Source organism: Pseudarthrobacter sp. Hb11, from assembly GCF_059383655.1.
In genome coordinates this window covers 20,351-39,094 of sequence record NZ_JBWZCM010000015.1, presented here as the reverse complement: position 1 = coordinate 39,094, position 18,744 = coordinate 20,351, and the positions used below count along the sequence as shown (strand labels likewise).

At 64.0% G+C, this 18,744-nt stretch carries 11 protein-coding genes; all 11 read left to right on the top strand.

The features are described 5' to 3' along the window. Nucleotides 1-61 precede the first annotated feature (61 nt). The gene (locus AC50X7_RS16660; protein ID WP_494980033.1) at nucleotides 62-1,027 is read left to right on the top strand and encodes an ARPP-1 family domain-containing protein; all 966 of its coding nucleotides are present in this window, start codon (nucleotides 62-64) and stop codon (nucleotides 1,025-1,027) included. Then, nucleotides 1,024-2,550, top strand: coding sequence for an ADP-ribosylglycohydrolase family protein (locus tag AC50X7_RS16655; protein ID WP_494980032.1), 1,527 nt, complete (start codon nucleotides 1,024-1,026; stop codon nucleotides 2,548-2,550). The genes AC50X7_RS16660 and AC50X7_RS16655 overlap by 4 nt, the downstream gene beginning before the upstream one ends. Nucleotides 2,551-2,579: 29 nt before the next feature. Continuing rightward, complete coding sequence (locus AC50X7_RS16650) at nucleotides 2,580-3,581, top strand: sigma factor-like helix-turn-helix DNA-binding protein (protein WP_494980031.1); 1,002 nt, start codon at nucleotides 2,580-2,582, stop codon at nucleotides 3,579-3,581. 39 nt (nucleotides 3,582-3,620) lie between these two features. Continuing rightward, nucleotides 3,621-5,150, top strand: a complete 1,530-nt coding sequence (locus tag AC50X7_RS16645) for a hypothetical protein (protein ID WP_494980030.1) — start codon at nucleotides 3,621-3,623, stop codon at nucleotides 5,148-5,150. 60 nt (nucleotides 5,151-5,210) lie between these two features. Further along, nucleotides 5,211-6,689 (top strand): TY-Chap domain-containing protein, encoded by a 1,479-nt coding sequence (locus AC50X7_RS16640; protein ID WP_494980029.1) that lies wholly within the window; start codon nucleotides 5,211-5,213, stop codon nucleotides 6,687-6,689. A gap of 206 nt (nucleotides 6,690-6,895) precedes the next feature. After that, entirely contained in the window at nucleotides 6,896-7,681 is a 786-nt protein-coding gene (locus AC50X7_RS16635; RefSeq protein ID WP_494980028.1) for a ribonuclease HI, read from the top strand. Between the two features lie 238 nt (nucleotides 7,682-7,919). Continuing rightward, nucleotides 7,920-8,483 (top strand): hypothetical protein, encoded by a 564-nt coding sequence (locus AC50X7_RS16630; protein ID WP_494980027.1) that lies wholly within the window; start codon nucleotides 7,920-7,922, stop codon nucleotides 8,481-8,483. Nucleotides 8,484-8,591: 108 nt separating this feature from the next. Continuing rightward, complete coding sequence (locus tag AC50X7_RS16625) at nucleotides 8,592-10,280, top strand: NERD domain-containing protein (protein WP_494980026.1); 1,689 nt, start codon at nucleotides 8,592-8,594, stop codon at nucleotides 10,278-10,280. Between the two features lie 78 nt (nucleotides 10,281-10,358). After that, a complete protein-coding gene (locus tag AC50X7_RS16620) occupies nucleotides 10,359-12,935 on the top strand; it encodes a sigma-70 family RNA polymerase sigma factor (RefSeq protein ID WP_494980025.1) in 2,577 nt (858 codons plus the stop codon). Next, nucleotides 12,932-15,565 (top strand): PD-(D/E)XK nuclease family protein, encoded by a 2,634-nt coding sequence (locus AC50X7_RS16615; protein ID WP_494980024.1) that lies wholly within the window; start codon nucleotides 12,932-12,934, stop codon nucleotides 15,563-15,565. Before AC50X7_RS16620 ends, AC50X7_RS16615 begins: the two co-directional genes overlap by 4 nt. Then, nucleotides 15,562-18,738: a UvrD-helicase domain-containing protein gene (locus tag AC50X7_RS16610; protein ID WP_494980023.1), complete on the top strand. Its 3,177-nt coding sequence runs from the start codon at nucleotides 15,562-15,564 to the stop codon at nucleotides 18,736-18,738. Before AC50X7_RS16615 ends, AC50X7_RS16610 begins: the two co-directional genes overlap by 4 nt. Nucleotides 18,739-18,744 lie beyond the last annotated feature (6 nt).

Here is an 18,744-nt window from a genome sequence, read left to right as displayed (position 1 = left end):
GCAACCCGTGCATACTGAAATCAATTAGCGCAGAAATGCGATAAATCAACCGGAGGTCATCATGAAAGTTCCGCAGCTTCACGTCGGCGCCGGCAGCAGCCTCGGCCCGCTCAGCATCTTCCCCGTCTGGACCTCCGGCTCCGGAAGCCTCGGCGTCAGCACCGGCACCCACGCAGACGTGTTTGTCACCGAACTCGCCAGCGGCGCCCAGGTATCCCGCCTCACCGTCACCAACAACGGCCCGCACCCGGCACTGCTGCTGGAAGGCGAGCTGCTCGAAGGCGGCCAGCAGCACCGGACCTGGGCCCGCGACGTCGTCCTCGGCCCGGGCGAAACCCGTGACATCGATACCTTCTGCGTCGAGGCCGGCCGCTGGGAGGCCGGAGAGAGCAGCCACCGGCGGCAGGCACGGCGCGCTCCGCTGAACGTCTGGTCGGAGCTGGCCAACGGCGTGAACGGGCAGCGCGGAGGGAACCGGCAGGACCGCATTTGGGAGCGGGTCCGCCGCTTCGACGCCGCCCGGGGCGCCTCCGCCACCAGCTCCCTCCTTCAGCACATGGACTGGTTCAGGGACGACAAGGAGGAACGGAACCGGTTCAGCGCCGCGGACGCGCCCGCCCCGCTGGAGGGCCAGCGCGGCGTGGTGATCGGCCTGGGCCGGCAGCCGTTGCTCTTGGAGGTCTTCGGCACCCACACGCTCTTCCGCCGCCATTACCGGCAGCTGGTCGAGTCGGCGCTGCTGGACCTTGAGCTCCTGCCACCCGAAGCGCTGGCCTCCGGGCCGATGCCCGGCCAGCGCGCCCGCGACTTCGCCGCCTACGTCCAGGCGATGGACTTCGGAACGTTCGACGGCGGCGCCGGAGCCGTGGAGGTACGGACCCACGGCTCCCTCCGGAGCCGCAACGTCACCCGCGCCGCCGGAGCGGTCACCGCCGCCGGCATCGCCGTCGCACTCCCCCAGCGGCGCCCGCAGCTGGCCCACCTGACCGGCTGGAACACCCAACACCCCCTGATGGAGATGGCATGAAACTGAACCCGCTGCAAAATGACCGCGCAGCCGGCGTCCTCGTCGCCCTGGCCGCCGGCGACGCCCTCGGCGCCGGTTACGAATTCGGCGCCCCGCTGCCGGACGGCGCCGACGTCACCATGAAGGGCGGCCCGTTCGGGTTCGCGCCGGCCGAGTGGACCGACGACACCTCCATGGCCATCCCCATCGCCGAGGCGCTGCTGGAGTCCGCGTCCGACGGCGGCCCCTCCTCCCCCGCGGCACTTACCGCAGTGGTCCGGGCATGGACTGCCTGGGCCGCCGAGGCGAAGGACGTGGGGGCCCAGACAAGTTCGGTCATCGCTGCTGCACGCCGGCTGGCTTCCGCTGCAGGCCGCGAGGTTGAGGCCGCGGACTTCACTGCCGCAGCCGCTGACTTCCACGCCCGCACCGGCCGCAGCGCCGGCAACGGGTCGCTGATGCGCACGGCTCCGCTCGCGTTGGCATACCTGGACCGGGATCCTGCCGAGCTGATGGTTGCCGCCGGGGTGGTGAGCGCCCTGACCCACGCCGATCCTGATGCTCAGGACGCGTGCGGACTGTGGTGCGTTGCCATCCGGCATGCGGTTCTCACCGGTGTGCTGGATGTCCGGGCCGGGTTGCCGCTGCTGCCCGCCGAACGGGCTTCGCTGTGGCTGGGGCGGATCGACGTCGCGGAGCGGTCGCGGCCCCGCGACTTCACCCGCAACGGCTGGGTGGTTGAGGCGTTCCAAGGGGCGTGGAGCGCCATCCATTTCGCCGGTCTGTCAGCTGCCGGTCCCGCCCACCTTCGGGCCGCTTTGGAGGAAGCGGTGCGCGGCGGGCGCGACACCGACACGGTGGCCGCCATCGCTGGCGGCCTGCTGGCAGCTGCGTACGGCTACACGGCAGTGCCCTTCGAGTGGCGGCAGCGCCTTCACGGCTGGCCGGGCCTGCGGGCCCGCGACCTGATGGTTTTGGGCATGGAGCTGGGCCGCGCCGAGGGCCAGCGGTCTCTGTCCTGGCCGCGGGCTGAACGGCACGACTACAGCATGTGGGGACGCACCGACGCGCTGGTCCGGCACCCGCACGAGGACGGCGTGTGGCTGGGCGGTGTCGGCTCGCTTCAGCGGGTGGCCGAGCTGGGCATCGATGCGGTGGTGTCGCTCTGCCGGCTGGGCACAATTGACGTGCCGGGCGTGGCGCCGGAGGATCATGCCACGTTCTGGGTGGTCGACTCCGCTGTTGAGGGCGACAACGCACATGCCGCCTTTGTCCTTCAGGAGGCGGCGGCCGCCGTCGCACGCTACCGCGCGGAGGGCAAGACGGTGCTGCTGCACTGTGTCCGGGCGGAGTCACGGACGCCGACCGTTGCTGCTCTGTATGGGGCTCGTGTAGCCGGCATTTCTCCGCTGGAGGCGCTCGAGGACGTGCGGCGCCTCCTGCCTGGAGCCCGTCCGAACCCCCTGTTTCTGCGGGTGCTGAAAGATGCCCAGGCTGGCACTGGGTCCGTCTCCGGCAAGGCCACGACCGGTGCTGCCGAATAATGTCCGGGCCTGCTGATAGGAATATGACCATGACAACTACTCCTGAACTCAGCCGGGAGCAGCGTGACGCTGTAATGGTTGAGCGCTACGCCGACGGTGAGACGTTGGATGCCACCGGCAAGAGCTTCGGCATCACCCGCGAGCGGGTCCGGCAGATCATCGCCAAGGTGGGCGGAACCAACGCCGAGGAATCCCGCAAGAACCGGATTGCAGCACGGGAAGCGGCCACAAAGGCGGCGCATGACGCCTTCCTGGCGGAGTACGGGAACCTCGCCCGCCAGATGGCCAAGCGTGGCGTGACCCGGTCCGATGCCGTGCTGAAGCTCCAGGCACTGTACCCGGCGATCGACGTCGATCTGGCCGAGGACGCATTGAGGGGATCGGCGATTCTCTTCTCCAAAGCGCAGATCGATGACATCTTCTCCAAGGAGGCACTGGCTGCCGGCATCTGGTTCCTGCTCGGCTCGGACCGCAACCTTGCCCCTGGCCGTGAGTGGGCAGCGGTCAACCTAGACCTGTCCCTCATGAGCGAGCTGCGGGCAGCCCTGGAATCCGCCGAAGCGTCGGCCGACGACGTGGCCACCATTCTCGGCGTGATTGGTGCTGCCCAGAAGCTTGTCGCGGAAAACCCGCTGGCGAGTATCACCGGCGCACGCTACCAGGAGCTCCGTGAAGAGCTCGTGGTGGCCCTGGGCCTTGTGTCCCGGCAGGGAGCGTTCCCTTGGCCGCCCACCAGGCAGACAGTGATGAAGCGCTTCGGAGGCTGGAATGAAGCACTCGAAGCAATGGGAATCGGCACCACCACACAAGGCCGGCCCAAGGGCCTGCTGAAGTTCACCCGCGAAGACTATGACGACGCTGTGCGGGACTTTTGCGTCCACGCGTCGGCGGCGGCAACGAAGGCCACCTTTTCCGGGTACGACGCCTGGGTCAAGCAGGAGATCGCTGCCGGTCACGAACGGCCGTCCGGGGCGTCGGTGCGCAACATCTACGGCACGTGGGCGGATGCGGTCCGTTCGGCGCAGGAGTAGGTGCCGGACTTGGGGGACGCAATGGGAGAGAAGCCGCCCATGGTCGGCATCAATAAAGCAACTGCCAACATGACGGACGTGAAAGTCTTGGTTGCGGACTACCGCAAAGGTGATCCACTGCGGGTGATTGCAGCCAAGCATGCTGTGGTGGCAGAAAACATCTGCTCCCGGCTGACCAGTGAATTCATCGGTGATGACGACGAGCTCGCCAGGATGCGCAGTATCCGTGCGAGGACTGCTGCGACGAGGTCAAATCTCGATGAACAAGCGCACCTTATCTGGCGATTGGCCCAGTCCGGAATGGCTTTGGCGGATATTCCGACGGTTCTCTCCGCCCTAGCAACAGGGGCTGCAATCGATTCGGAAATAATGGTCGAGTTGCTTCAGTATTCAGGGCCTGCCGATCCACGCATCTGCACAGACATGCCCGCACCTGAGAGACCACGCCTGACCGACAAGCTGAGCATGCTGTACGTCATTGGAAAACATCACGGGATCGAGCCCGATTATCAGCTGGCGCTGGGTCACGTCCCTTCGGATGAAGCCGCCCAACTGCGGCTATTGACTACGGAAGAATGTCCGCCAAGACGCTTCGCCGAGATCCTGGCGGTCGTTGAGACCACAAAGCTGGCCATCCGCGCCCGGGTTATCACAACCTTGTCCGTCACGGAATACACCGCTACTGCTGAGCTCCTCTTTCAGAGTCTCAGTGGCTATCTGTCTGATAACGATGACGTCTGGCCGGTCCCCGCGCGATCGCTGGTTCGGCGCCTCGGTGATGGATGGTGGGAACAAGCGCTGGGCAGGGTGGGATTGACGCTACGTACCGCCACTGACCGTTTTGGGGACCGCGGCTTCCACCGGGCGCTTCGCGATTACGCCGACGAATGCTCAAGATTTCATTTTCCGTTGACTCTCGAAATCTATGACCGTTGGGTCATAGTTCAGGCATTTCGCGGCTGTGACCGACCTTCGGCTGTGGAGATAGTGTCACATCATGGCGGCTGGCTGGAGGCACTCGAGACTGTCCCAGGTCTGAACGAACACCAGCGAATCCCCGATCCTCCTGCTGAATTTCCTGACGGCGCCCTGTTTGAGTGCGCGGACGCCGCTCATGAAGCGGCGTGGGTCCGTGCCGGCGAGTACATTTGTGAGCTCCTTGGAAGAATGGGCCAGAACAAGTCGCTTCAGATTCAATACGGCGACCAAGCGGCCGGGGCCCTTGGACCGTATGCTCAGGCCACACGCGGGCCTGGTGGTGTTTGGTGCGAAATAGTATCCGAAGAGACTTTGCCCTCCCATGTATGGCCAGTCGATGCCGACTACATGGAATTACAGGGCTGGCTCGCGCCGGATGCAGTGGTTCCAGACTGGTGCAAGGAGTCTGTCCCGATTCACGATGCAGGGCATCAGATTCTCAACGGCCTGAGGTTCGGACGGTTGTGTCAGGATCCCTGGCAGCTCAGATGGAGCACGCGGCCGGAGTTTGCAGGAACCGGGCCGGACCGTGGTGTAACCGTGGAGGACACCCTCGCCGGAGCGATACAAACACTGCGAAATGCGTCCTAACTGCCCGTCAGCTAGCGAAACAACACCACAATTGGCAGTCCTAACGCGGGGGATCACAGCATGACACCATATACAAGCGCTTCAACCGATGCCGAACTGAGCGCCATCTGCAACTCATTTCTCGCAGGAGACCCGTTGCATGCGATTACCGAAGACGCAAACACCCACAGCTGGGACGCTCTGAACGCTCTTAGCACGCGGATCGCCGACCGCGGCGAGGAACAGCGTTCCAAATCGCTGCGGACCCGCTGTTCCGAGACTGTTCAAATTCTCCGCCGGGACGATGAGCGCATCTGGCAACTTGTGGAAGCGGGCGTCCCTGGCTCGGACATACCCAAAGTACTGGTCGCATTCGGGTCAACAGTCGACGTAGACATAGCCGCGGATCTTCTGAAAAGCCCGGAGCTGTTTCTCAGGATCTCGCGTGGGCAAGAGGCGGAGCCCCCTCTGCCGACCGATACCTTGAGTCTGCTGTACATCACGGGCTGCCATCGGGGCATAAAGCCCGACTACCCATTCGCGCTTGGAAAGATCCCGATGCCCGGTGTGACTGCATTTCGGGAACTTCATGTTGGGCAGCTCCTCCAAGGTCAAGTAGCCGAAATTATCGCCATTGCGGAAACCACCGCCGAGGCGATAAGGACGGGAGACACTGCCGGAATTTCGTACGAGGACTACGCGCGTATCGTCGCAGCCTCACAGGAGCCGGACAACCACGGACCCGAATGGCTAGTTCCGGCGCCTGTCCTACGTCGTCGGCTGGGAGCCGGATTCTGGTCGAGTGCACTCGAACGCGCGGGACTGTCGATCCCTTCCACCCGCGCGCGGTTCGCTTCTGCGGATTATGACGAGGCGGCCCGCTCTTTCAGGAAGGCCTATCACGACTTCGGGTCCCCGAAGGATGTGGCGAGCTATGACAGTTGGGTGACGGCTGAAGCAGCAGCGGGACGCGATCATCCCTCGGTGATCGAAATCAGGCGATTCTTCGGAGCCTGGGAGTCGGTGATCGGCGCGGTAATGCCTCCGGAGGTCGGCGTGGAGGAGTTCGCCGGGCTCGTGGCGATGTGCCGGACCCAGAGCGATGAGGAATACGACTGGGCCCGTGCGGGCGAGCGGGTCAGTGACGTGCTGGCCAATATGCCATGGAACTCATTCCTGAGCATCGATTACGGTGACGAGTCCGACGGGCCCCGCCGACCATACGCCCAGGCAAACCCGAGCGCGGATGGCGTCTGGTGCGAGATCGTCTCGGAAGAGTTTCTACCCGCAGACGAGTGGCCAATCGAGACCGACTACCTCCTGAGAAACCGCTGGTGCGCCCCCGACGAGGAAGTCCCGAACTGGCACAAACAGGGCGTTCCGCCCCTTGAAGCCGGGCACCAGCTACTGGAGGGCCTGGCGCGCGGCAGGTTCTGCCATGATCCGCAGAAGGTCCGCTGGCACAGCGGTGATTTTCCTGGCGGTCCGGGGCCAGGTGGCGGCGTCATCCTCGACTTTGAACCCGGCGGAATGGTCCAGGACCTGCGACGCGCGAGCTGAACATCGGCCCAGCCGGGAACACCGCCCCCAATAATGTCAGTGGCCACCTATAGCCTTTCCAGCAACCGTTGATCTGCTGCCAGGAGGCCCCCATGCCATTCCCTACTCCGCCGTCACGCCGAGTCCTTTCGGCCGCTGAAGCTGTCGCAAAGCGTTCCGGAGTTACAGCGCTGATCGTGTCCCGACGGGGCCTTATCCTGTGGGCAGTGGCACGAACGGTCGAATCTGCCGTTCTGGGAGTGCGGTCGGGCTGGATCACCGAGGCTACAGCAGGGCCGCATTGGGGCAAAGCCTACGCGGAGGCCGCTCGCGCCGTTACGGAACTGGCAGCGGGCGGGAACGAGCCCGTGTTTTCCGCTGTGGATACTGCGCGCGAACGCTTGCTGGGACTTGGGCTTCCTGTTGATCTTTCCTACCCGCCCGCTGCAGGCGTCATGGTGACAGAAAAAGCCGTGGCCGAGAGGCTTGATGAACTGTTTTGCCGGCTGGAGATTGCCACAGACGCCTCTATCGGACACCGCACTCCTTGGGCAGGGCACGGCTGGGTATTGGATTTCGGAAAAGGCCTGCCGCTTCGCCCCGGCCTGAAGGCCGTGGGCGGCGGAAGCATCCTGGAAAGCGAACTTCGGGCGATCCGGCTGGCTCTCGGATCTGCCAAGAACGCGTACACCGGCGTTTTAGACGGACGCTGCGCCGTCACCGTTTCCTCCGACAACCTCACAGCCGTGAGGATGCTCAACGACAACGGCTTCCAGCCCGGACAATCAACTGCAGCGTGCCGCGACGAGATCCAACGGATCCAGGTTCTGGTCGCATTTGCCGACGTTGAATTCCAGTGGGTCAAAGGGCACGCCGATTATGAACTGAACGTTCTCGCTGACCGGCTCGCGGTAATGTCCCGCAGGCACAAGGAAGCCGAACTTCCGGCACACGAGACTTTGCGAATGGCCGCAGGCGTTGTCGAACAGCGAAATATGGGCTTGGCTGCCTGAACAGCTTCCAGGACGAAGTCGTCCTGGCCCACGGCGGAATGCAAAGCCAAGGTCCTCAACTTCACGCGGTTTGGCCGTGTCCCCGTAGAAGCCCCAGACTTGAGCTGAACCGTGGGACGCCTCCCTGACATTCCGGTCCGCCCGACTTAGTCATATTGAATCTGCCCTTCACGGGCGGCCAAACTCTGCGGCCAAACGGCCACAGTTCTTACACTGCATTAGGAAGATGGAACGTGCCATGGAAATGCTGAGCGATATCAGCGTCGATACATTCAAAACTCTCGTGTGGCTCGCTGCCATTATTATCGGCGGATTCTTTGCCGTCGGGCGCCCGGTGTCTTCTCTAAAGAAAATAACAGCGAGGGCCGTCAATGCTTTGCTTGCGGCAACGATGGCATACGCTGCGGCCAATCTGGCAGTGGTGTTCTATATCCTTGCCCACCTCACTGATCCGCGCTGGTCTGTCGGGAAAGATCCAACACTTGAGAGTCCCCAGCTCTCTGCCGGACCGATCTTTCAGCCAATCACCGATACTCTGAATGACATCCTCGGCAGCCTGACCGGAAGCCTGAACGACGCCATTGCATTGAAAAATGCATTCCTGACCATGCCGGACTTCATCATCGCGGCCGGCTGGGCATTCCTACTGCTGGTAGGCCTCGTGATCGCAAGTCGCATCCTTTCCTGGTTCATCGAAAAAGACCAGATGGCGCAGATAGAACGGAATACCCGCGACCTGGCTGATATCCGCGCCCAGTTTGGTCTTGCGGCCTTCAAAGAGACGGCCCGATCACGCTCCTGATATCGGGGAAGATTGCCCTGTTCGTGTCGCCACGTTGAACGGGTCACGCCCGGCTAACGTTGGATCAGCGCAAAGCCGGGGAGCCGGTTCATCAATTTGGGGGCGGCAATGAGGTGCATTCCGGAAGAACCGGAGTTCGGTGAAGGACACCACGCAGAAAAGGCAGTCTGGACCGCCCTGCGGAACAGCCTCCCGGACGAATGCGTCCTGGCCCACTCGGTCCACGTCCGCGACGGCCGGAACGAATACGAGATTGACCTGCTGGTCCTCTGGCCCAACGTTGGCGTGGCCGCGATCGAGGTCAAGGGCGGCCAGGTCAGCATTACGGACGGGCAGTGGTACCAGTCCGACCGGAACGCCAAGCGCCCGATCAAGAGCCCGGTCGCGCAGTCCCAAAGCTCACTCCACGCCCTCAAGAACTGGCTGGAGAACCAGCTCGGTGCGCGCCTGAGCAGCCGCTGCGTCTACATGGTCAGCCTTCCCTATACCGACGTGCCGGGCGACTGGACCATGGCCGGCTGCCCCCGGCCGCTCATCCTCGACCAGGTGGAGAGCAAGTCACCCGCCGAGCTCGTCCGCCAGGCCATCGAAAACGAAGGCGGCGGAGCCTCCCCTCTTGCCCCGGCCTTCCTGGAACGCATCGTCCGCAAGCTGGGCGGAAACCTGGACACCGCCGTCGTGCCTTCCACCACTTCCAAGGAGGATGAGGCAGCGCAGGACCACCTCACCGAGCGCCAGTCCGTACTGCTCCAGTCAACCCGTTCACTCCCCCGGATCCGCTTCACGGGCGGCGCGGGCAGCGGAAAGACGTGGCTCGCCGTCGAAAAGGCCCGCATGCTTAGCAAACAGGGCAAACGGGTAGGTCTTTTCTGCTACAACAAGGGCCTGGGGCAATACCTTCAGGACCGCGTCGAAACATGGCGGCGCCAGGCCAAGCCTGTGTTCACGGGCGAGTTCCATGAATACGTGCGCGGGCTCGGCGTTCCGGACGGTTCCGGGCAGGACTACTTCGACGTCGAAATGCCCCGCCTCCTGAAGGAGCTGGCAGCCGGAATGGTGCCGCACGAGCGGCTGGACGCCGTCGTCGTCGACGAAGCGCAGGACTTCGCGCCCCTGTGGTGGGACGCGCTTCTCGCGTGCACCAGCGACCCGGACGCGGGGGAGGTATACGCGTTCATGGACGACCGGCAGGACGTCTACCAGCGGTGGGGAGGCGCGACGGCGGACCTCACCAGCGGGCCGATGGCCACCTTCGTGCCCATCCACATTGACGACAACCTCCGCAACACCCGCAAGATCGCCGAGACCTTCAAACCCTTCGCCGGCGACCACTTCACACCCCGCGGCAGCACGGGCCTGCCCGTCCGGTTCGTGGACTGCCCCACGGAGAAGGCACTCGACGTTGCCGGGGACTGCCTGGAGGCGCTGATCGAGGAAGGCTGGGCGAACAACCAGATCGCCCTCCTCACCACCAAGGACCGCCACCCCGTCCACCTGGACTATTTCGAACGGGGCGCCACGGAGGAGTACTGGCGGGACTTCCACGCCAACGACGGTGAGTTCTACGGGCATGTGCTGGGCTTCAAAGGCTTGGAACGGTCCGTTGTTGTTCTTTGCGTGAACGGATTCAAGGACATGGGCCGGGCCCGGGAACAGCTCTACGTCGGGCTGTCCCGGGCACGCAGCCTGCTGGTGGTGGTGGGTGATTCCGGGCTCCTGGAGGGGGCCGGCGGGCGGGAACTGAAGCTCGCGCTGTCCCGCAGCCAGGCGTGGAAGCCCGTGCTGGAAGACGGTTAGTGGCGCTGCTCACCTAAATTGTCGGTGCCCCGCAATACTCTTCAGGCACCAGATCAGAACCGTCCAATGGGGGATGAAATGCCAGAACTAGCCGACGCCGGGTCCCACCCGGTCGCGACGCTTCCGCGGGTGCCCGTCCAGGCTCCGCCCGCGGCGGTGCCTGCCTCCTACGACTACGCCTTCCTCTATTCGTGGCAGCAGGAGGCACTGAAGGCCTGGCACTCGAATGCGCGCTGCGGCGTGGTGGAGGCCGTGACCGGTTCCGGCAAGACCCGTGTTGGGATCGCCGCCGCTTTCGAAGCAGTCCGGCAGGGCATCAAAGTCCTGATCCTGGTGCCAACGGCCGAACTGCAGCGCCAATGGCTGGTGTCCCTCCGGCGCGACCTGCCCTCCGCGCGGCGGGGTGCCCTTGGCGACGGCCGGTCCGATTCCCTCGATGACGTGGACATCCTCGTGGCCATCGTTCATTCGGCGTCCAACCGGGAGACGCTCCGCTCGCACAAGGCCGGACTGATCATCGCTGATGAGTGCCACCGTTATGCCGCGCCCATGTTTACCGGCGCCTTCCAGGAAGGGTACGCCTGGCGGCTTGGGCTGACAGCCACGTTCGAAAGGGCGGACGGTGAGCACGAGAACCTCCTGACCCCCTACTTCGGCGGCGTCATCTACAACCTCTGGTACGACCGTGCGCTGAAGGACCAGGTCATCGCCCCGTTCGACATCGCTTTGGTCGGCGTTGACCTGCTGCCTTCGGAACAGAATGACTACGACGAGTTTTCCGCCGTGATGGTCGAGGCGGCACGGAACCTGGAGACGTACGCCGGCATTCCGCGGCGGCCCTTCCCCCAGTTCATCACTGCCGTGGCCGCGCTGGCCGCTTCGGATTCGCCCAGCCGGGAAGCAACCATTGCGCGCAGGTACATGCGGGCAATGTCCTCGCGGCTCACCCTGCTGGCGGAGGCGAAGACAAAGTACTTGGCGCTGGCAGCTCTGAAGGGAAGGGTTGATGGGTCCCGTGGGACCTTGGTCTTCACGCAGACCCAGGACTCGGCCCGGCGGGCACAGGAGCTGTATACGTCCCTCGGATCGGCGGCGTCGGTCGTGTTCAGCGGCATGGCCAAGGATGACCGCCGGCAGGGCCTGGAGGATTTCCGCACCGGCGCATCACAGGTACTGACGGCGCCGCGGCTCCTCGATGAAGGCATCGACGTACCCGAGGCCGACCTCGGGATCATCGTTGCAGCCAACCGCAGCCAGCGGCAGATGGTGCAGCGGCTCGGCCGCGTTATCCGCAAGAAGGCCGACGGGCGGCCCGGACGCCTGGTTGTCCTCTACTCCAAGGGCACGGTGGAGGACCCGGACGTCCAGGGTGAGGAGTTCCTAGGCAAAGTCCTGCCCTTCGCCCGCAACGTGGGATTCTTCGACATCAAGACGGACCAGGACGGGTTGCAGGCGTTCCTCCGCCAGGCCGAACCTGAAGAGGCCTCAGGGCCCGAGCCTGGTGAGCCGGCGGCGGGTACGCCCGGGGACGGCGCTGGACCCGAGGTCGGCAGTGAGCTGGAGCCGGTGGTGGAGCCACCCGTGGAGGAAGACGACAAGAGCGCGCCGACGTCGTTTGATCTCGAGGACTCCGGCTGGGTTGAGGAACTCCAGGGGCTGGAGGGCTTCAGCGACGACGGTGTATCGGACTACCTCCAGCGGGCAGGCCGCGCGGATCTGCTGACAGCCGAGCAGGAAGTGGCGCTCGCTAAGGACATCGAGGCGGGCCTTTACGCCGCCCACCTTTTGGCAGATGCCACTCCCCGCGGGCGAAAGGAATCCCGGGAGTTGCGCGCTATAGCTCTGCTGGGTGAGCACGCCGCCGATGGCCTGCTGGAGGCAAACCTCCGTCTGGTCATATCCATCGCCAAACGCTACCTCAACCACGGCTTGGATTTCCTGGACCTGATCCAGGAGGGAAATATCGGGTTGCACCGGGCCGTGTGCAAGTTCGACTACACCCTGGGTTACAAATTCTCGACGTGTGCCACGTGGTGGATCCGGCAGGCTGTCACCCGGGCCTTGGCCGACCAGGCGCGGGTCATCCGGCTCCCGGTCCACATGGTGGACCAGATCCACAAGGTGCAGGCCCTTCAGCGTGAAGCTGCCCGGAAGGGCCTCGAATACAGCCTGGAGGAACTCGGCAAGCTCACGGATCAGTCGACTGTAAAAGTGGAGTATCTTCTGGCGCTGGACAAGCCCGTCCATTCGCTGGACGTCCTAGTCCGGGACGGAAAGGGCGGATTAGAGCCGCTGGCGGACCAGATCCTCGATCCCTGGCACGTGGATGTTCTTGACCAGATCGCGAAGGAACAGCTGAAGGGCCAAGTACACGCGCTTCTGGACACGCTGACGGAACGGGAAGCCGGAGTCATTGCGATGCGTTTCGGACTGGACGACGGCGAGGAAAAGACACTGGATGTTATCAGCAAGGCCTACGGCGTCACGCGCGAGCGCATCCGCCAGATCGAGTCAAAAATGATGGCGAAGCTGAAGGAACCGCAAATATCAGAAGTTTTGCGGATCTTCATCTTTGACGGGTATGAGACACAGTTGTCTGGCTCCTGTCCTGCCGTGATAGAAACGACCACCGGTCAATGCATGGGGGAAGAATGAAGATCGAATTCGGGTGGCACCTGGACCGCGCACCGTGGGCGTACCTACAGCCTGACCTCAACCACGTCCGGGTGGGCCGAAAAAATTTCACCGTCCTGCTGCAGACCCGGCTGGGCATCACCCGCCCTGACACCGGCCACGCTGAACGAGTCAGCCAGTACCTCGAGCGGCTGAGAGCCATCAATTCACCCGAAGCATGGTTCCACGAGTCATTCAACGTGGACCCATGGTCTACAGCTCAGGAGCTTCTCGCCGCGCGAGACGATGCTGTGGGCAACGGGTGGCGCGGCGACCTCCCGGACTCTATCCCTGGATCGCCAGCGCCATCGGCACTGCTCCGCACGCTTGCCGCCGCCGAAAACGCGCCGGAAGAACTGGACCCGTCGTTGTCCGACGACATCGTGGAACTTGTGGCCGCACTCGACTCGCCGCTGCCGCTGGGCATCGAGGAGCTGATCCTGCAGCATCCGGAATCCACGTTCCCCAAGATCTGGCAGGACATTATTGGAAAACTCCGCATCCGCGGAGTCAGGATCAGCGAGGCCGTTCCGGCGGACACTCCTCCCCGGCTGACCATCCTGACTGCCGAAACGGAATGGGAAGCCGCTGAAAACAGCGCAAGGTGGCTCGCGTCGGGCGTGAACACCGGCGTTGCCGTGGTGTGTTCCGAAGGCAGCGCTGTCCTGGACAGTTATCTCGCCGGCTACGGTCTGCCAGCCGTCGGCGCTGGTGTCGCCTCTGTGTGGCGTCCGCAGGACCAGCTGATTCCACTGTTTTTCGAAGTCCTCTGGGCACCGGTGAATGTGCAGCTCCTCGCAGAGCTGCTGAGTCTCCCGGGATCGCCGGTCCGCCGTGGGGCCGCACGTCACCTGTTGAGCGCGCTCAGCCAGGAGCCAGGAACCGGAGGCGATGCCTGGACGGAAGCGATTGCCGCCATCCGGGACGACGAACAGCTCGGCCCGGACTTGGCAGATCTTCTGGATCATACCTTCAACGTTGATCTGCTGGTAGACGAAGCGGGTATCAGCGGGACCCTGCTGGCGGAGCGGGCCGACTGGCTTGCTGCCCGGCTGCGCGCCCGCGCTGCCCGCGACGACGCCGCCAAGGGCACCGCGGCGCTGCTTCAACGCATCCTCGCACTCCTCAAGCCACTCCCGAATGTTTCCCGCAGGGACCTGCGCCGGATTGTCACCGCCGTGCTCACTCCGTCCTCCGGGGCCCTGGTCGCCGCAGAAGCCTCACCTTGGCTTCGGTTGAGCCACCTCGCCGAGCTGAACGATGACGTCGACCAATTGCTTTGGTGGGGATTCCAGAGTGCCAGCACTACGCATCTGCGCCGCTGGGATGCACACGACGTCCATACCCTCGCCCGGGTGGGAGTCCACCTTCCTGCGCCTGAAGACCTGAGTGCGCTCGAAGTCACTCAAACTCTGGCCAGTGCCAACCGAGTCAAAGACCTTGTGATCGTCCAGATCGAACAGCGCGACGGCGAACGAGTCGGAGGAAACCCGCTTCTCGAGGCGTTGGTGGCCGCCCAACCGCACGTGGGTTCGGAATCCGTGGCAGGCCGCCTCACCCAATTCACCGTCAAGCCCCAAGACCTGACGGACCATACCGGCCGTTGGTCCATGGCAGGACGCTACGCTCAGCTCGTACCCTTTCCCGAGCACCACCCCGCCGCGCCGCGCCCCATCCACGAGGTGGGTCCAAATTTGGCTCTTGCCCCGGACAGGCTCTCGTACACGCAGATGTCCACCCTCCTCGGCTGTTCGCTCGCCTGGGTGCTCAAGCACAAATCACACATTCGAGTGCCCGATGCCGCAAGTGTGCCCACCGCCAACCAAATGCTCGGAATCTTCGCGCACAAGGTCGTCGAAGTGCTTCAGGGCCGTCTTCGGCAGGCGCACCGTGCGGTCCCGGACCCGGCCGAGGTAAAGGCCGTCGTCGACCATCTCCTCCCTCAGCTGGCCTCAGAGCTGCTTTTGCCGGGCCAACTCCACCGGCTGGCGGGTGTCCGGGCAACCATTGAGACCACGGTTTTTACGTTCTTCCAGCAACTGCAACGTGGCGGGGTGGTGCTGCAGGAGATGGAGAAGGAATTCAGCAGAGACCTGACAATCGGCGTGGGGGAAGCCGACCTCACGGTCACCGTGAAGGGCCGCGCCGACGCGGTGGGGGTCGATACTCAAGGCCGGACGGCCGTCGTGGACCTCAAATGGAGCAACACCGAGAAGTATTTTCGCGAGGATGTGCAGCGGGGAGAAGCCCTCCAGTTGGCGCTGTACCAGTGGGCTCTCAACGACGGGGAGGCGCCTCCCGATCACCCGGCCGCGTACTTCCTGCTTAAACAGGGCACCTTCGCCTCCGCCCACCCGGAATTCGGCACCGCCCTAAAGGCCAGCCAGGACACACCGGAGCTATGGCGCAGAGCCGTCCGGGCAATCGAATTCACGGTCGAGGAAGTCTTGGCCGGACGGATCACAGCAGCCCAACCTGCAGAGGACGCCCTCGCCGAGGGAGAACAGACCTCCGCGGCGCTGGCTACAGAGAATGAACGGCTGCACCGGGAACCGAACTGCAGGTACTGCCACTTCGGAACACTGTGCGGACTCAAGGGGGACTATTCATGAATCTGCTGGACAACGTCACCATGGTCTCAGCGAGCGCCGGGACCGGGAAGACCTATACGCTGACGGGCAAGATTGTTGACCAAATTGCGGCCGGCGTGCCCGCCGGCGCCATCATGGCCACCACGTTCACTAAGAAAGCCGCAGGGGAACTCCGTGAACGGATCGCCGCCAGGCTTCTGGAACAGGCTGAGAGAACGGACGACGCCGATGCTGCCGCAGCGCTGCGGCTGGCATCGCAGCAGCTTCCAGTGAGCCTCATCGGCACGGTGAACAGCGTCTGCGGCCAACTTCTCCAGGAACACGCGATCGATGCAGGCCTGTCCCCCGCATTGGAGGTCATCGGCGAGGAGCAGCTGGCCAGCATATTCAACCTTGCTACGGACGAGGTGCTCGCCGCCCACGCGGCAGAGATCCTTCCGATAGCGCACCGCATGGGCACCGACGGCAACGGTGCCCGAGATGCCAAAACCTGGCAGGAGATGGTTCGGTCCGTTGTGGATGCTGCTCGGACCAACCTCCTTGGGGCGCAGGAGTTAGCTGCCTGCGCTGAGCGTTCCTGGACCGGCTTCCGCGAGCTGCTCGATGCCCCAGGATCGGATGAACGGGCCCAGTGGCTGAAGGGCCTCCGCCTGATGGTTCCTGAGCTCGAAGCCATGGCGCGCGACGGCAAAACCCCTGCCGGCAAGAGGGTGGATACCACTTCCGCGTCGTTCAACGAGCACGTGCCCAAGATCCTGCACAAGATCTCGACGATGGGCGAGATCGAGGACATCACCTGGGAGAGCTGGCGCGGTGTTGTGGGGTCGGCGGCGCCCACTCCAGTCAAGGCGCTCCTCGCCCCGGTGACCGGGGTTATCAAGGACGGACTGCTTGCCAACCCCGCGCTCCATCACGACCTTGAACAATACATCCGGCGTGTCTTTACGTGCGCTGCAGAATGCCTCGAAGCCTACTCGGATTTCAAACGCCTCCATGGCCTCATGGATTTCGTGGACCAGGAGACCCTCGTCCTGAAGCTGGCACGCGACAACGAGGCATTCCGCCAGTCCTTTCCCGGGCGCGTCCGGTTCCTCGTGGTGGACGAGTTCCAGGACACCAGCCCCCTCCAGCTGGAACTCTTCCTGCAGCTGAGCCAACTCGTGGAGGAAACAGTATGGGTGGGCGATCCCAAACAAGCCATCTATGAGTTCCGCGGCACCGACCCCGAGCTGATGGAAGCCGTGGTGGCAAAAGTCAGCCGCCGGGAGCAGCTGTCCGAAACCTGGCGCTCCCACCAAGCTGTCGTGGACCTGAGTAACGCGGTCTTCGAACCCATATTCGGGGGCCACGGCATGCCAGCCGAAACTGTTCACCTAACGCTTCCGGAAGCACATGCCCAGTGGGAGCCCGGCTCCTTGGAAGCATGGGCCCGGCCCCAGTCCAACGATGAAGAACGGCTGAAGGCAACCTCCGCCGGCGTAGCGGCCCTGCTTGACCGTCGGCCGGAGTTGAAGCCCGGGGACCTGGCGGTTCTTGCCAGGTCCAACGCGGATGTGGAGTCGCTGTCCGCTGCCCTCGATGCGTTGGGCATCCGGGCGAGCCGCAACCCGCGCAAACTGTCCGATGCCCGTGAGGTACAGCTTGCACGAGCCGGGATGGCCTTTGTTGCCGATGCCTATGACACTGTCGCCCTGGCCGAGATCGTCGCTCTCCATCCCGGCCACTCCGCGCATGCGATGTGGCAGCAGCAGCTGCTTTCAGCTCCTGATGCCGCCCCGGTGCTGGAATCCTGGAATGCGGACCCGCTGGTCGCAGGGCTCGAGGCTCTTAGCGCTCGTGCCGCGGGGGCTACTCCCACCGAGGTTTTCGAAGCAGTGACCGGTGCCCTTGGCTTGCCCGCACTAATTGGCTCCTGGTCGTCACCTGCCACCCGGTTCCGGAATCTTGATGCTGTCCGCGGGGTCATCCGCACGTACTACGAGCGGTGTTTGGCCCTCCGCTCCCCCGCCACCCTTCGCGGCTTCCTCGCCTTCTTCGGCAGCGAAGAGCAGCAGGCCGCCGAAAACGCTGGACCGGATGTGGTCAACGTCCTCACCTATCACAAGGCCAAGGGACTGGAGTGGCCGGTGGTGGTGATGGAGGGGCTGGACAAGGACCTACGGCTCGCTGCATTCGGGGCAGCGGTGGAACAGGATGGCAGCTTCGATCTGGCCCAACCGCTGGCTGGCCGCTGGATCCGTTTCTGGCCGAGCCCCTTCCCCTACGGCGGGTCACCGCTCGATAACAGGGGTAAGACGAGCGACGTGGCGTTGCGGTCTGAGGAACGCGACCGCCGCAACATGTCGCGGCTCATGTACGTCGGTATGACCCGGGCCGTCGAGACGACTGTTCTTACTGCCAAGAATGGCTCTCCGGGATTGCTAAATAACCTTGGTGTCTCTTCGCTAGTGTCATGGGCAAAGCAGGACGAGGACGGCGGGGAGGGTTCGATCCGGGTGGCCGACAACGATGGCTTCCCTGCGCATGTCGAGGAGCTGGCGCCGGTGGACGCCGTTCCCGTAACCGGGGCACGGGTTCCACGGTTCACCGCTGTGCCATCGTCCTCGGTTCACGTTGCAGCTTTGCCGGCCCGCTTCGCAGCGTCTTCTCTGGATTCGTCAGGGCTGGTTGCTCAGGTGACGGTGGCTGCCGAGTTGGGGCCAAGGCTCGCACAGCATGGTTCCGACGACTGGGGCTTGGTGGGCAGTGCCGTCCACGCCTTCCTGGGGACGCAGTTTATGGCGTTGGATCCTGGCGCACAACGTGAGTTGGCGGAGCGCATAGTCACCCGGTGGAAGGTAGACGGAACGGTCGATGCCGGCCTTTTGCTGGACGCCGGGACGCGATTCGAGGCCTACCTCGACGCGGAATTTCCTGGCTGGTTCCGGTACCGCGAAGCGGCCATCGGGTGGCGTCCCGACCACCAGGTCATGGAGGGCTGGATCGACCTGCTGTTGGAGGGCCCGGACGGCTTTGTCTTGGTGGACCACAAGACGTACCCCGGCAATGATCCGGCGGGGCATATCCGTGAAAAGTATCTGGGCCAGATGGCGGCTTACAGGGAAGCGGTTAGTGCTGCTACGGGGAAACCGGTTCTGCGGACGCTAATCCACTTCCCGGCGCTGGGCCAGGTCTGCGAAATCAGCGTGGTCTGAACCGGT

Excerpts from the sequence above, each read along its gene's own strand:
- AC50X7_RS16625 (WP_494980026.1), top strand. The coding sequence starts at position 8,592 with ATGAGGTGCATTCCGGAAGAACCGGAGTTCGGTGAAGGACACCACGCA.
- AC50X7_RS16655 (WP_494980032.1), top strand. The coding sequence starts at position 1,024 with ATGAAACTGAACCCGCTGCAAAATGACCGCGCAGCCGGCGTCCTCGTC.
- AC50X7_RS16615 (WP_494980024.1), top strand. The coding sequence starts at position 12,932 with ATGAAGATCGAATTCGGGTGGCACCTGGACCGCGCACCGTGGGCGTAC.
- AC50X7_RS16645 (WP_494980030.1), top strand. The coding sequence starts at position 3,621 with ATGGTCGGCATCAATAAAGCAACTGCCAACATGACGGACGTGAAAGTC.
- AC50X7_RS16630 (WP_494980027.1), top strand. The coding sequence starts at position 7,920 with ATGGAAATGCTGAGCGATATCAGCGTCGATACATTCAAAACTCTCGTG.
- AC50X7_RS16620 (WP_494980025.1), top strand. The coding sequence starts at position 10,359 with ATGCCAGAACTAGCCGACGCCGGGTCCCACCCGGTCGCGACGCTTCCG.
- AC50X7_RS16610 (WP_494980023.1), top strand. The coding sequence starts at position 15,562 with ATGAATCTGCTGGACAACGTCACCATGGTCTCAGCGAGCGCCGGGACC.
- AC50X7_RS16650 (WP_494980031.1), top strand. The coding sequence starts at position 2,580 with ATGACAACTACTCCTGAACTCAGCCGGGAGCAGCGTGACGCTGTAATG.
- AC50X7_RS16660 (WP_494980033.1), top strand. The coding sequence starts at position 62 with ATGAAAGTTCCGCAGCTTCACGTCGGCGCCGGCAGCAGCCTCGGCCCG.
- AC50X7_RS16640 (WP_494980029.1), top strand. The coding sequence starts at position 5,211 with ATGACACCATATACAAGCGCTTCAACCGATGCCGAACTGAGCGCCATC.